We start from the raw sequence: 14,115 nt of genomic DNA, 5'->3' as shown, positions 1-14,115 counted from the left end.
AAAATCAAATGCTGCGAGCACTCGAGGAAACCGAATATAGAGACTATCTGGACTGGGCCTATGGCCTGGCCCTGGACATGAGCCGTTCCGGCTATCCTACCTATGCCGACGGCCTAAAGAAGAAATCCGACTTTGAGGAGCACGCCGCCCGGGTCTTTGCCCGGGAGCACGAGGAGATCCTTCTCTTTGAAGAAAACGGCAAAGCTCTGGGCTGGCTTCAGTACTTCGCCCAGCCAGAGGACAAGTATCTTCAAACCACGGCTTTCTGCACAGAGGACGGGACCGAGCGGGCCATGGACGAGCTGATCGCCTATCTGGCCCGGAAATACCCGGGCTTCACCCTGTACATGGGCTTTTCCGACCAGAACACCCGGGCGGTCAACCACCTGAAAGAGCTGGGCTGGTCCCTGGACGATGAGAGTCTCGTAGGGGTGATGCGGTTTGAGGACTACACCCCCCGGCCCGAGACGGGGGAGCTCGTCCCCATCACAAAAGAGAATTTCCAGCGTTTCGCGACCCTCCACGCCTATATGGACGGGAAGATGTACTGGGACAACGCCCATCTGCGGGAGGCTCTGGATCAGTGGCACATCTACGTGTACCGCCGGGATGGGCGGGATTTGGCCAGCGTGTACTTCGTCTATAGAGACAGGATGCTGGAGATTTTCGGCATGGACTATGTGGAGAACCGGTTTGACCGGGAGGCCTTCCGGGCCATGCTGGTGCGGGCGCTGAACCAGGGCAAGGCGGAGGGCATGGAGACCTTTACTTACTTCCACGACACGGACGAGGCCCCCACAGTGAAGGAGCTGGGGATCCGGAGCCTGGGGACATATGTGCTATACGCGAAGGAGCTGTAAAAATAGAAGAAGGGAAATTGAAATCAAATGCTACGAGCACTAAAAGAAAGCGAATACAAAAATTACCTGGACTGGGCCTACAGCCTGGCCCTGGACATGAGCCGTTCCGGTTATCCCACCTATGCGGACGGCCTAAAGAAGAAGTCCGAGTTCGAGGAGGCCTCCGCCTGTGTCTTTGAGCGGGAGCATGAGGAGATTCTTCTCTTTGAGGAGGACGGCAAAGCCCTGGGCTGGCTCCACTACTTTGCCCTGCCTGAGGACAAATATCTTGACACCCGGGCTTTCTGCACAGAGGACAGGACCGAACAGGCTATGGACGAGTTGGTGGCCTATCTGGCCCGGAAATATCAGGGCTTTACCATGCACTTTGGCTTCTCGGACCAGAACACCCGGGCGGTCAATCACTTAATCGAGCTGGGCTGGCCCTTGAACGAGGAGAGCCGGGTGGGGGTCATGAGGTTTGAGGAATACGAGCCCAAGCCGGAGAGCACGGTGGTTATCCCCATTACCAAGGAGAATTTTGACCGCTTCGCCGCTATTCATGCCCAATGGGACGGGAAGATGTACTGGGACAACGCCCACTTGCGGGAGGCGCTGGATACCTGGCAGCTCTACCTGCTGGAACGGGACCGGCAGGACATTGCGGTGATCTACTTTTTCTGCATGGACGGGATGTTGGAGATTTTTGGCCTGGACTATGCTGGGGGAAAATTCGACCAGGAGGCCCTCCGGGCGCTGCTGGTGCGGGCCCTGAACCAGGGCAAGGCGGAGGGCATGGAGACCTTTACCTACTTCCACGACACGGACGAGGCCCCCACGGTGAAGGAGCTGGGGATCCGGAGCCTGGGGAGGTATGTGATGTACGCGAAAGAGCTGTAAATGCCGAAACGGGAAAAAAGACGGCTTTCCAAAGTTTTTAGAGAGACTCCAAAATGATATGCTTTATTTGGAGCATGTGATGGCCTTCGGCGACCAGAGTTCGTGAGACTTCGTCTTACGAACTCTCACCTTGGACTGGACCACCCCAGTTAACCTGGGAAAAGTTTTGTCCACTTTTTCAAAAGTGGCGGGGGTGTGAGACGCGAAGCCCCACGGTCTTGCCTTTGACCCTAACACCTGAGAAGCGTATTTTTGGTGTGTGAATAATAGTTAACACTCGCTCTGCTCGGTTAGCTATCCGAGTTTTGCAAAGCAAAACTCTTGCAAGAGGCCCCTTTGCAAGAGAAAAAAGGGGCCTCGTCCCGGAGTAAGCCGGCTCTGGGCGCAGTATCTCAGCTCAAAGTTCCCGTTCGGCCGTGTGCCTGCTGCTAAGCTGCCCTGCGCACCGTTCCCCCCATAAAAACTCTCAAAAAGTTTGTTGAATTCAATTTACCATAAGGAAGAAAGGCGGCGGTTCAATGAAGCCCGTGAATCCAATCAAAAAGCTGGGGATCACCACCCTTTGTCTGGCTCTGGCCGGAGCCCTGGTCCTGGGGGGCTGCGGGAGCAAACCGGAGAAAGAGGTCGTCTACGAGACGGAGACCCTTCCAGAAAACGATGGTCGGCCCGCCTCTTTGAAGCTGAGCATGAGCCTGGGGGCGGGAAATGATATGGCGGACTACGACCATGCCATGGAAGAGGCGGTGGAGGAGATTATCCGAAAGTATCAGGCGGATTTTCCCAATACCGCCGTGGAGCTGCTGCCCATGAACAGCGATGGGGAGGAGCCTGCCGATATCGTCCTGGTGAAGGACAGCGGCGCAGGCGGGGCCGGAGACCTTCTGGACCTCTCGGAATACATGGATTTCTGGGACAACGAGGGAAGCCTTACCGCCGGAGCTGGCTATATCATGCACTACATGGGCCGGGAAAGCGTCTACGCGGTGCCTGTGGATATTGGCCAGAACCTTTTCTTTTACCGGAAAGACTGGTTCGATCAGTTTAACGAGGACAAGACTACCGCCCAGGAGAAGGTCCGGCTGGAAAACTGGGGCAGGGTCCTGGAAGTCCCGGAAAAATTAGGAGACAAGGGCCGGATGGCAGTGAGCCGGGAGCTTGCGGAGGACTGCTTTTTCTCCATCCTCTGGAGCAATTTGGGTACAGGGGGCCTGGCGGATCCGGCCGGGGCCTACTATCTCCCGGGAAATGAGGGGGAAACCATCTTCTCCCACGAGAAGGCGGAAAAGTCTGTAGAGACGTTCCGCCAGGTATACGAAGCCGCCCTGGACAGAGGAGATATGAGCGGTTCGGAGGCTGTGGAGGCTTTTGTGAACGGCGAGGCAGGGGTCCTTATCGCCGACGCCCGCACTGCGGCGGAGCTGGCGAAAAAGATGCCCGAGGGGACTTGGGCCGCCGCCGGCTTTCCCCAGGGAGATGGGAATATGGCTGTTACGCCTTGCCGCTGGATAGGCTGGGGGGTGCGCGCGGATACCCAGGAGCCGGAAAAGGCCATTCATTTTTTGTGCTATCTGACGAACGGGGACAATAATACCCACTTGGCTAAGGCTCTGGGGACCCTTCCTATCTATAAGGAGGCCCTGTCCATGGAACCCTCCCTGCTGGAAGGGGACCGGGCGGCGGAGATGACGATGCTGAACGACTCCGCCTGCCGTTATGCCGGAATTCCCCGGACCGTCAGTGGCTTCGCGGAAAAGGACCAGGTGTTCCAGCGGGAGCTGGGGGAGTTTCTGGCAGGGAGCCTTTCTACGGGGGAACTGCTGGAAACCATGGACAGCCGGTGCCGGGAGGCCTTTTTGAACCACCAGGGCCTGCCTATCCCCTGGCTGACAGAAGAATGAGGAGGCGGCTATGAGAGTCGAGTTACTGGCCTATACCCCGGACCCGGAACGAACCGTGGCCTGCGCGGCCAAGCTGTGCTATTCGGCGGCGGAAATCGCTACGGTGCGGGAGGGGCTTACAGAGGAAAAAACCAGCGCTTTTTTGGATATGCTCACAGAGATCGGTCACGAGAGCCCCATCGAGCACGCCAGCTTTACCTTTGGGGTGGAGGGAGTCTCCCGCTCTTTACTGGCCCAGCTCACCCGCCACCGGCTGGCTTCTTACAGCGTCCAGAGCCAGCGGTATGTGAAGGAGGCGGCCTTTGAATTCATCGTGCCGCCGGAGGTCCAGGCCCTGCCAGAGGCCAGGGCAGAATTCCTTCAGGCCATGGAGGAGGACCAGCGTCACTATGAGCGGCTGGCGGAGCTCCTCCAGGAGAGACATAAAAAAGATTTCCTGGCCCAGGGGCTGGACGAGAAAAACGCGGCCCGAAAAGCGGAGAAAAAAGCCATCGAGGACGCCCGGTTCGTACTGCCCAACGCCTGCGCCACCAAATTGATCTGCACCATGAACGCCCGCTCCCTGCTGAATTTCTTCACCCACCGGTGCTGCAATCGGGCGCAGTGGGAGATCCGGGAACTGGCCACAGAGATGCTCCGGTTGGCGAGAGCCGTCGCGCCCCATATCTTTGAGAAGGCCGGACCGCCCTGCCTGCGGGGGGGCTGCCCCGAGGGGAAGATGAGCTGCGGCCAGGCTCAGGTGGTACGGGAACGGTTCCGGAGACTGGGGGAGACCTCATGAGCCTGATTGTCATCGAGGGGCTGGACGGCACAGGCAAGAGCACTCAGCTCCCCTTGCTGGAAAAATTTCTTTCTCAGCGGGGAGAGGTAAAGACCATCTCCTTCCCGGACTATAGCTCGCCCTCTTCCGCGCTGGTGAAGATGTATCTGGCGGGGGAGTTCGGCAGAGCCCCGGGGGATGTGAACCCCTATGCCGCCGGAGCCTTTTACGCGGTGGACCGGTACGCCAGCTATCAGAAGCACTGGCGGCGGGACTATGAGGCCGGGGTGACGATTCTGGCAGCTCGGTACGTCACGTCGAACCTCATCTACCAGATGGAAAAGCTGCCAGAGGATCAGTGGGAGAGCTATATTGCCTGGGCGGAGGATTTCGAGTACAACAAGCTGGGCCTGCCCCGGCCCGACCAGGTGATCCTGCTGGATATGCCGGTGCCCGTCTCCCAGAAGCTGCTGGAAAAACGGTATCAGGGGGAGGCGGAGAAAAAGGACCTGCACGAAAGGAACGTGGCTTTTCTGGAAAGCTGTGCGGCCTGCGCCTGTTTTGCGGCAAAAACCCTGGGCTGGACCCTGGTGCCTTGCGCGGAGAACGGGGAGCCCCTGTCTGTGGAGAAGATCCATCAGAGGGTGCTCCGGGCCTTGGTATGAAAACGAATGAAACAACCTAGAAAGGAGAATACTATATGGTATATGTATTGTTGGCGGAGGGGTTCGAACTGGTGGAAGCCCTGGCCCCGGTAGATATTCTGCGCCGGGCGAAAGTGGAGGTCAGAACCGTGGGCGTGACCGGAAAACGGGTAGCCGCCTCCAACGGAGTGGAGGTAACGGCGGATCTGGAAATCGCCCAGGCGGAAACCACAGGCTTGGACTGTGTGGTGCTCCCCGGAGGGCTGCCGGGAACTCTCAATTTGGAAAAATCCCAGGAGGTCCAGGCCCTGGTGGATGCCTGCGCGAAAAATGGCAAACTTCTGGCTGCCATCTGTGCCGCGCCCTCCATTCTGGCCCACAAGGGACTGCTCAAAGGCCGGAATGCCACGGCATTCCCCAACTTCCAGAAGGACGTGGCCGAAGGGGGCGGAATCCTCAGCGAGAACTATGTGGTCCAGGATGGCCTCTTTATCACCGGTCGGGGCATGGGAGTGTCCGTCCAATTTGGCCTGAAGCTGGCGGAGGCATTGACCTCGAAAGAGACTGCGGATGCAATCCGGGCTGGCATCCAGTTCGAAACCCTCTGAATCAGGAAGGAGGGAGCGGAATGAGCTGCTTGGGCAACGTTCTGTGGTTCGTCTTTGGGGGCTTCTGGCAGGGGCTCTCCTGGGGCTTGGCCGGGTGCCTATGGTGCGTCACCATTGTGGGGATTCCCATCGGGCTGCAGTGCTTCAAGTTCGCCGGGCTGGCCTTCTTTCCCTTTGGAAAGACCGTGCGCTATGGCGGCGGCGCGGTGTCTATGCTTGCCAATATTCTCTGGCTGATCCTCAGCGGGATTCCTCTGGCCATAGCGGCGGCGCTGAACGGCCTGCTGCTGTGTATTACCATCATTGGGATTCCCTTTGGACAGCAGTGCTTCAAGATCGCTAAGCTGGCGCTGATGCCCTTTGGGGCGGAAGTGGCGGAGATTTAGCCAGCGGGGATATTTTTGGGAGTAATACTGTGTGGCCTCCGCCGCCATGCGGCTACGGCAAGGTCGTGGGACGCTGTCCCACACCCTGCGAGCTTTTGAAAAAGCTCGAGCAAAACTTTTACGGTTGTTAGGTTAGCTCGTCAAAACATTTAAAACGTTCACGACGAGCAAAGCGAGGAGTGGGTAAAAGTTTCGTAGACTTCGTTCTACGAAGTCTTACCTTTATCAAAGGTTGCAGGGGTTTGGGGGCGCTGGTCCCCAGTGGGGACCGTCAAGCGCTGACCGAGCCGGCAGGCGAGACCAGAGTCCCCAAGGTCTTAAAAGCATTTCAGACAGAAAGGAACAGCATACTATGGATCAAAGACCACAGCAGAACAGAGGCCGCGAGCCTGTTCAGCGTCCGAGCCAGGGCACGGGAGGCTTTCAGGTGAAGATCGACCAAAGGGACCTGATGACAGGCAGTTTGGAAGCGCCCCGCCAGCGCCGGGGACAGCCCGTTCAGTACGCCGAGCCGCCCTCGGCGAAGAAGGCCGCCCTCACCGACAAGGAGCTGAAAGCGGAGAAGAGAGCCCACAAAAAGCGCAACCGTATCAAGGCCCGAAAGAACAAGCGGGTGTTCTCCTTTGTGTGGCTGTGCATGGTGCTGCTGACTTCCTTTACCCTGGCCAGCTACCTGATTGGCGGGGCCATGGACTTTTTCGGCGACGGCCGGGATACGGGGACAGTGGATATCACCATCCCCGAAGGCAAACTCACTGAGGACGGCCTGGCGGAGATCCTCTATCAGGCTGGGGCTATCAAGAAGCCGGAGTTCTTCAGTCTGTACTGCAAGGTTAAAGAGGATATGGAGGACTTCCAGCCTGGAACCAGCCTAGAGGTAGGAACAGACCTGGATTATGAGGCGCTGATCAACATCCTCCAGGGGGGCGGGGAAGTGGACCGGGAGGTGGTGACCGTGGTGTTCCCCGAGGGCTTCAACGCCCTGGAGGGCGCCCGACTGCTGGAGGAAAACGAGGTCTGCACGGCGTCGGAGTTCCTCAGCGCCCTGAACACCATGGACTTTTCCAAGTATGGCATGATCGGCGCCCTGGGGGACACCTCCAACCGGTATTACAAGCTGGAGGGCTATCTCTTCCCGGACACCTATGAGTTCTATAAAGGTGAGAAGCTGGATTCGGTGATCGGAAAGCTGCTCCACAATTTCCAGCGGAAGATGGATGACAAGCTCCTGGAGAAGATTCAGAATTCCGGCATGTCCATGGACCAGGTGGTCACCCTGGCCAGCATCATCCAGGCGGAGGCTGCCAGCACCAAGGACATGTTCGATGTCTCAGCCGTGCTCCACAACCGGCTGGAGTTTGGCGCGGACTACGATATTTTCAACCTGGAGTGCGATTCCACCGCCTATTATCCCTATAAGAACGCCAAGCAGATGGAGGAGATCGGGGGGAATCTCAGCTACGGCAACTACAACACCTACAATTTCAGCGGACTGCCCGCCGGGCCCATCTGCAATCCCGGCCTGGAAGCTCTCAACGCCGCTTTGAAGCCCAATACCAAGGGGGACGCCTCCAGCTATCTGTATTTCTGCCACTCGGACGACGGCGTGGCCTACTACGCTACCAACGAATGGGACCACGAGTACAACAAGCAGCTGGCGGGCCTGTCATGAGCGCGGGCCGGAATTCACAAGGGGCGCTGACCCTGGACCCCTCCGGCTCCCACCGCCAGTCTGCGCGAGGGGATAGGTGTAAACCAGAGCTCTTGGCTCCTGCCGGAGACATGGAGCGCCTGGAGGCCGCCGTGCGCTATGGGGCGGACGCGGTGTATCTGGCGGGAAAGGACTACGGGATGCGGGCCGCGCCGGGGAATTTCACCCGGGAGGAGCTGGAAAAAGGGGTGGAGCTCTGCCACCAGAGCGGGGTGCGGGTCTACGTCACCTGCAACACCCTGCCCCGAAATTATGAGCTTCAGAACCTGCCAGACTTTCTCGCCTTCTGCCAGCGGGCGGGGGTGGATGGGCTGATCATCTCCGACCTGGGGGTGCTGGCCTTAGCAAAGGAGTATGCCCCGGATGTGGAGCGGCATGTGTCTACCCAGACGGGGATCGTCAACTACGCCGCAGCTAAAGCCTGCCATGACTTGGGGGCCAGTCGGGTGGTGCTGGCCAGGGAAGTGCCTTTGGAAGAGATCAAAGAAATCCGCCGTAAGACCCCGCCGGAGCTGGAGCTGGAGGCCTTCGTCCATGGGAGCATGTGTGTGTCCTTTTCCGGGCGCTGCCTGCTCTCCAACTACATGGCCGGCCGGGATGCCAACCGGGGCCAATGCGCCCAGCCTTGCCGGTGGGAGTATTTCCTTACAGAGAAGCAACGGCCGGGGCAGCAGTTTTCCATCATCGAGCAGGGAGGGGGGACCTATATTCTCAACTCCAACGACCTGCGGATGATCCAGCACATCCCGGCTATGGCGAAGGCGGGAATTTCCAGCCTGAAGATCGAGGGCCGGGCCAAGTCCGCCTATTATGTGGCCTGCGTCACAGCGGCGTACCGACGGGCTATTGATTTCTTTTGGGAGAACCCCGGGCTCCCCCTGCCCCAGGAGATTCTGGAGGAGACGGAGAAGATCAGCCACAGGGCGTATTCTCCGGGATTCTATTTTGGAGGTGAACCGGGCCAGACTCCGGACCGCAGCCAGTACACCCGGAACTATGAGGTAGCAGCCGTGTGCCAGGGACGGCAAGGGGAATATGTCCTTCTGCGGGAGCGGAACCGATTTTTCCGGGGTGAGCTGGTGGATATACTCCAGCCAGGGAAGGAGCCCTTCACAGCGGAGCTCTCAGAGCTGTATAATCAGGATTGGGAGCCCATCAAGGCCGCCCCTCACGCGGAGATGCTGGTGTACTGGAAAACTCCCTTGGATCTGGAAAAGGGCGCGTACTTACGGATCCGGCGCTAAAAGTCAAGCGCAAATTATAAAAAACTAATATGTAGTAAATTAATTTAAGAACCGACAAAGCCGGTTCTTAAATCCGGCGGCTCTGCCGCCTAGTTCAAAAGATCCTTTTGAACTTAATTAACCATAAAGTTCTTGTAAAAACCGGGACCCTGACAGCTTTTGGGCCCCGGTTTTGTCCATCTTCCGCTTTTCTGCAAAAATAATACTGTGTGGCCTCCGTGCTTCGCACTGCCGCAAGGTCGTGGGGCTCCGAGTCTCGCCTGCCGGTTCGGTCAGTTCGCAGCCTGGTCTGCAATACTTGGCTTCGCCAAGTATCCGGCAGACGCTCACCCCCACACCCGCGCCAGCTGGTCAAAGCTAACCAGGGTAAAATGTTTCGTAGACTTCGTTTCACGAAGTCTTGCCTTTCTCAGAGGCTGCGGGGTTTTTAGGGGGCGACAATCGCCAGTGGCGATTTCCCGTCGCCGACCGAACCGGCAGGTGAGAAGAACCCCTAAACCGTCGGAGGCCTGCGCAGCGAAGCGAGCACCACTCTAAAAAAGTATAGTTAACAAACTTCAAAAGAATCTCAGAATCTTTTGAACCGGGCAGCTATGCCGCCAGACTTGAAATTCAGCTTTGATGATTCTCAAGTTTGCTTACTTTAATCATTTTTTATTTCTGGATAGACAAAATATTGACAATGACTGTTATAATTGCTAAAATATATAATTAGATAATTACAGCCTGTTTCAAGACGAAAGATTTTGAACACACGGTCTTGCCAGCCGGCCCCGACGCGGGCGGACCACGGAGGGATAGTTATGTATCATTGTCATGTCCGGTTCTATTTTGTCGGTTCCCGGCGGAAGCTCTTTCAGCCGGTACGGGACGCCTCTCCCCTGGAATCCTTCACTCACGAATGCATGGAGAGCCTTCGGCCGGAGGCCTCTCTGGCGGCAAAGGCGGACCTCATCCTCTGCGACCTGCGGGACTTGGACGCCCCCTTGGCGATAGACGCCCTGCTAGAAAGCAAGGCCCCCGGCGCCCAGCTGATCCTTCTGGCAGAGCAGTCCCAGGCGGCCGGCCTTTTCGCCAGCCATCCCGGGCTCCTTTCTCAAATTGTGGACATCTGGATCCTGCCCATGTCCGCCGCTGAACTGGGATTCCGGTTTTTGCGGTGGCAGCAGGCATTCAAAGCCCAAAAAGACGCCTGGCAGACCAGCCAGTTTCTGGAGGCCGCCATCAACGGCACCCCGGACATGGTGTGGTATAAGACCAAGGACGGTATCCATGAAAAGGTAAACAACGCGTTCTGCCAGGTAGTCAATAAAACCAAGGAACAGGTACAGGGCCGGGGCCACGCCTATATCTGGGATGTGGAGCACGACGACCCCGCCTGCATTGAGTCTGAGCGCATTGTGATGGAGCAAAGGCAAACCTGTGTTTCCGAAGAAACCGTGCTCAGCGGAGAGCACGTCAAGACCCTCACTACATACAAGTCCCCCCTATACGACTTGGACGGCAGCGTGATGGGCACTGTGGGCATTGCCATCGATATCACCAGGGAGCGCTCTTATGCCCAGGAGCTGATTGAGAAGAACCAGACGCTGGAGGCCCTCTTTACCACCATGGACTGCGGCGTGATGCGCCACAGCCTGGACGGCACCAAGATCATCAGCATCAACAACGCCGCCTTGGACATCCTGGGCTATTCCTCAGAAAAGGAACTGCTGGACGCTGGATTCAGCATGACTGCGGACTCTGTGCTGGAAGAGGATAAGGCTCTGCTGCTGGAAAGCATCGCTTCCTTGAAAAATCCTGGAGACAATGTAAGCCTGGAATACCGGGTGCTCCACCGGGACGGGGAAATCCTCCATGTGATGGGAAATGTAAAGCTGGTTCAGGAAAATGGCGAGCTTTTCTACCAGCGGTATCTTCTGGACTGCACCGCCCTGAAGCTCCAGGAAGAGCAGGCCCGGCGGGAGGATGAACGCCGGCAGATGGAGCTCATCCACGCTTTGAGCATTGAATATAATCTAGTCTGCCATTTTGATCTGGACACGGGTACAGGCCGGGCTCTGCGGGTCAACGAATGCAAACACCATATTCTGGAAGACATCTTTACCGGGGAGCTTACCCTGGAGGAATGCTTTGGCCGCTATATTGACGCCGGCATATATGAAGAGGACAAAGACCTGGTGCGTCAGGCTGCTACCCGGGAATGGCTAGAAACAGAGCTTTCCCAGAAGCCGGTGTGCTATCTGAATTTCCGCAATACTTGCTGCGGGGAGCTGCGTTATTTCCAGATGAAAGCCGTGCGTGCGGGCAGTTGGGAGAAAACCCACGGCGTGGTACTGGGCCTTCGCAGTATTGACGACGAAACCCGGGAAGAGCGGGAGAAGAAGGCCCTGCTGGAGGACGCCCTCTCCCAGGCTAACCGGGCCAGCCGGGCAAAGAGCGTGTTCCTCTCCAATATGTCCCACGATATCCGCACCCCTATGAACGCGATTATTGGATTTACCGCTTTGGCCATCACCCATATCGACCGCACAGAGCAGGTGGAGGAATATTTGAAAAAGATCATGACCTCTGGCAACCACCTCTTGAGCCTGATCAACGACGTGCTGGATATGAGCCGCATTGAGAGCGGAAAGATCCGCCTGGATGAACAGCCCTGCAGCCTGCCGGATATTCTCCACGGCCTGCGCAATATTATCCAGGCAGATATCCACTCAAAGCAGCTGGATCTCTATATGGATGCCGTGGACATCCAGGACGAGGAGATCTACTGCGACCGCCTGCGCCTGAACCAGGTGCTGCTGAACCTGCTCTCCAATGCGGTAAAGTACACCGGCTCGGGCGGTATGGTGAGCCTGAAGGTGATCCAGCGGCCCGGCGCTCCGGCAGGCTATGCCAACTATGAATTCCATGTGAAGGACACCGGCATCGGTATGAACGAGGAGTTCGTCTCCCACATTTTTGAGCCCTTCGAGCGGGAGCGGAATTCCACCATCAGCGGCATCCAGGGCACTGGCCTGGGTATGGCCATCACCAAGAATATCGTGGATATGATGAACGGTTCCATAGAGGTCAAGAGCCGCCAGGGTGTGGGAACCCAGTGCGTGGTGTCCTTTACCTTTAAGCTCCACTCCGGAAAGAAAGAGCCCCAGACTATCCCCGAGCTCAAGGGACTGCGCGCTCTTGTGGTAGACGATGACTTCAACACTTGCGACAGTGTGTCCTGGATGCTCCAGCAGATTGGCCTGCGGGCGGAGTGGACCCTTTCCGGTAAAGAGGCGGTCCTGCGCACAAGGCAGGCCATCATGCGGGATAACCCCTATTCTGTCTATATTATCGACTGGCTGTTGCCGGATATGAACGGCATTGAGGTAGCCCGGCGGATTCGCCAGGAGATGGGCAAGGACGTGCCTATTATCGTTCTCACTGCCTACGATTGGTCTGATATTGAGGAGGAGGCGCGGGAGGCCGGGGTCACCGCTTTCTGCAGCAAGCCACTCTTCCTGTCTGAGCTCCGGGGCTGCCTGCACTCCATCGTCAGCAAAGACCAGGAAGGGGATGCGGCCGCCCACCGTCCCCGAAAAGCCCTGCGCACCGGGCGGATCCTCTTGACCGAGGACAACGAGCTGAACCGGGAAATTGCCATCGCCCTTTTGGAGGAAGCCGGCTTCTCCCTGGAAGTGGCGGAAAACGGGCAGATCGCCGTGGATATGCTGAAAGCCTCCCGGCCAGGATATTACCAGCTGGTGCTCATGGACATTCAGATGCCTGTAATGGATGGCTATGAAGCCGCCCGGGCTATCCGGAGCCTGAAAAACCCGGCCCTGGCCTCCATTCCCATCCTGGCCATGACCGCCAATGCCTTTGAAGAGGACAAACGGGAGGCGATGCGCGCCGGGATGGATGGCCACATTGCCAAGCCCATTGACGTGGATAAGCTCATGGACGCGCTGGACGAAGTTATGGAGAAAAAAGATTGACCCCCCTTCAGAAACTGCCCGCGCCCCTGCTGGCCTGGTACGGTCAAAACGCGCGGGTTCTGCCCTGGCGGAGCGACCCCACCCCCTATCATGTGTGGATCTCCGAAATCATGCTTCAGCAGACCCGGGTGGCCGCCGTCCTGGATTATTACCGCCGCTTTCTGGAGGCTCTCCCTACAGTGGAAGCCTTGGCCCGGTGCCCGGAGGACCGGCTTTTGAAGCTGTGGCAGGGACTGGGATATTATGGCCGGGTCCGGAACTTGCAAAAAGCCGCCCGGCAGGTTTTGGCAAATTTCGCGGGCGAATTTCCCTCCCGCCTTCAGGACATCCGATCCCTGGCCGGAATAGGCGATTACACTGCGGGGGCTATCGCCTCCATCGCCTTTGGACAGGCGGTTCCAGCGGTAGACGGCAATGTACTGCGGGTGTTGAGCCGCCTTGGGGACGACCACCGGGAAATGGGAAGCCCTCCGGTAAAAAGAGAGATTGCCTCCGCCCTGGAGGAAATCATTCCCCGGGACCGGCCGGGGGATTTCAATCAAGCCCTGATGGATTTAGGAGCCATGGTCTGCCTGCCCAATGGGGACCCGTTGTGCGGGCAGTGCCCGGCGGCGGAATTCTGCCTGGGGCGGTTGCGGAACACCGCCCGGGAGCTTCCGGCAAAGCCGTCGAAAAAGCCTCGGGAAGTCCAGGACCGGTGGGTCTACCTGATTTTCCGCGAGGACAGGGTTGTCCTGCGCCGCCGCCCAGACAAGGGGTTGCTGGCCGGGCTGTGGGAATATCCCAACGAGCCCGCTCCCTGGCCCTGCCCGGTGGCGGGGAGGACAGTGCCCGCGGGAACAGGGCGGCATATTTTCACGCACATAGAGTGGCAGATGGAGGCGTTCGCGGTGGAATCGGCCACTGAGGATCTGCCAGAGGGCTGGGTTTGGGCCAGCGGCAGGGATCTGGAAGAAAAATATCCTCTGCCCAGCGCTTTCCGGGCCTTTGAAAAATTGGTGCGGTCCCGCCTGAGCGCGGGTAGCCCCCATGATATGGGCGCGAACAAGCCCTGATGGGGCGAGACGGCTTCGGCGCCCGCGAAGCAAACCGGATTTCCCGGGAAACGTTCCTTGTCTCTCCCGGCCTCCGGCGTTATTATAATG

General features: G+C 58.0%; 11 protein-coding genes. All 11 read left to right on the top strand.

The window, feature by feature from the left end:
- Nucleotides 1–8: 8 nt before the first annotated feature.
- Nucleotides 9–860, top strand: a complete 852-nt coding sequence (locus D7X94_RS03460; protein WP_120426309.1) for a hypothetical protein — start codon at nt 9–11, stop codon at nt 858–860.
- A 27-nt stretch (nt 861–887) separates the two neighbouring features.
- Entirely contained in the window at nt 888–1,739 is an 852-nt protein-coding gene (locus tag D7X94_RS03455) for a hypothetical protein (RefSeq protein ID WP_120426308.1), read from the top strand.
- Between the two features lie 518 nt (nt 1,740–2,257).
- Nucleotides 2,258–3,637, top strand: coding sequence for an ABC transporter substrate-binding protein (locus tag D7X94_RS03450; RefSeq protein WP_120426307.1), 1,380 nt, complete (start codon nt 2,258–2,260; stop codon nt 3,635–3,637).
- A 10-nt stretch (nt 3,638–3,647) separates the two neighbouring features.
- Nucleotides 3,648–4,418 (top strand): FAD-dependent thymidylate synthase, encoded by a 771-nt coding sequence (thyX, locus tag D7X94_RS03445; RefSeq protein WP_120426306.1) that lies wholly within the window; start codon nt 3,648–3,650, stop codon nt 4,416–4,418.
- Complete coding sequence (locus D7X94_RS03440) at nt 4,415–5,062, top strand: dTMP kinase (protein ID WP_120426305.1); 648 nt, start codon at nt 4,415–4,417, stop codon at nt 5,060–5,062. Before thyX ends, D7X94_RS03440 begins: the two co-directional genes overlap by 4 nt.
- A gap of 35 nt (nt 5,063–5,097) precedes the next feature.
- Nucleotides 5,098–5,649, top strand: a complete 552-nt coding sequence (locus D7X94_RS03435) for a DJ-1 family glyoxalase III (protein WP_120426304.1) — start codon at nt 5,098–5,100, stop codon at nt 5,647–5,649.
- A gap of 20 nt (nt 5,650–5,669) precedes the next feature.
- Nucleotides 5,670–6,035, top strand: a complete 366-nt coding sequence (locus D7X94_RS03430) for a YccF domain-containing protein (protein ID WP_120426303.1) — start codon at nt 5,670–5,672, stop codon at nt 6,033–6,035.
- A gap of 352 nt (nt 6,036–6,387) precedes the next feature.
- Complete coding sequence (gene mltG / locus D7X94_RS03425) at nt 6,388–7,707, top strand: endolytic transglycosylase MltG (RefSeq protein WP_120426302.1); 1,320 nt, start codon at nt 6,388–6,390, stop codon at nt 7,705–7,707.
- A complete protein-coding gene (locus tag D7X94_RS03420) occupies nt 7,704–8,990 on the top strand; it encodes a peptidase U32 family protein (protein WP_120426301.1) in 1,287 nt (428 codons plus the stop codon). The genes mltG and D7X94_RS03420 overlap by 4 nt, the downstream gene beginning before the upstream one ends.
- Before the next feature lie 803 nt (nt 8,991–9,793).
- On the top strand, nt 9,794–12,970 hold the full coding sequence (locus tag D7X94_RS03415; protein WP_120426300.1) for a hybrid sensor histidine kinase/response regulator: 3,177 nt from the start codon (nt 9,794–9,796) through the stop codon (nt 12,968–12,970).
- A complete protein-coding gene (gene mutY, locus D7X94_RS03410; protein WP_120426299.1) occupies nt 12,967–14,025 on the top strand; it encodes an A/G-specific adenine glycosylase in 1,059 nt (352 codons plus the stop codon). The genes D7X94_RS03415 and mutY overlap by 4 nt, the downstream gene beginning before the upstream one ends.
- Nucleotides 14,026–14,115: the final 90 nt, after the last annotated feature.

This window comes from Acutalibacter sp. 1XD8-33 (assembly GCF_003612555.1).
GTDB lineage: Bacteria > Bacillota > Clostridia > Oscillospirales > Acutalibacteraceae > Acutalibacter.
The sequence above is the reverse complement of the archived record's forward strand: the minus strand, read 5'-3'. Positions and strand labels throughout refer to the sequence as shown.

Coding starts and splice junctions, on each gene's coding strand:
- D7X94_RS03460 (WP_120426309.1), top strand. CDS start 9: ATGCTGCGAGCACTCGAGGAAACCGAATATAGAGACTATCTGGACTGG.
- D7X94_RS03455 (WP_120426308.1), top strand. CDS start 888: ATGCTACGAGCACTAAAAGAAAGCGAATACAAAAATTACCTGGACTGG.
- D7X94_RS03450 (WP_120426307.1), top strand. CDS start 2,258: ATGAAGCCCGTGAATCCAATCAAAAAGCTGGGGATCACCACCCTTTGT.
- thyX (WP_120426306.1), top strand. CDS start 3,648: ATGAGAGTCGAGTTACTGGCCTATACCCCGGACCCGGAACGAACCGTG.
- D7X94_RS03440 (WP_120426305.1), top strand. CDS start 4,415: ATGAGCCTGATTGTCATCGAGGGGCTGGACGGCACAGGCAAGAGCACT.
- D7X94_RS03435 (WP_120426304.1), top strand. CDS start 5,098: ATGGTATATGTATTGTTGGCGGAGGGGTTCGAACTGGTGGAAGCCCTG.
- D7X94_RS03430 (WP_120426303.1), top strand. CDS start 5,670: ATGAGCTGCTTGGGCAACGTTCTGTGGTTCGTCTTTGGGGGCTTCTGG.
- mltG (WP_120426302.1), top strand. CDS start 6,388: ATGGATCAAAGACCACAGCAGAACAGAGGCCGCGAGCCTGTTCAGCGT.
- D7X94_RS03420 (WP_120426301.1), top strand. CDS start 7,704: ATGAGCGCGGGCCGGAATTCACAAGGGGCGCTGACCCTGGACCCCTCC.
- D7X94_RS03415 (WP_120426300.1), top strand. CDS start 9,794: ATGTATCATTGTCATGTCCGGTTCTATTTTGTCGGTTCCCGGCGGAAG.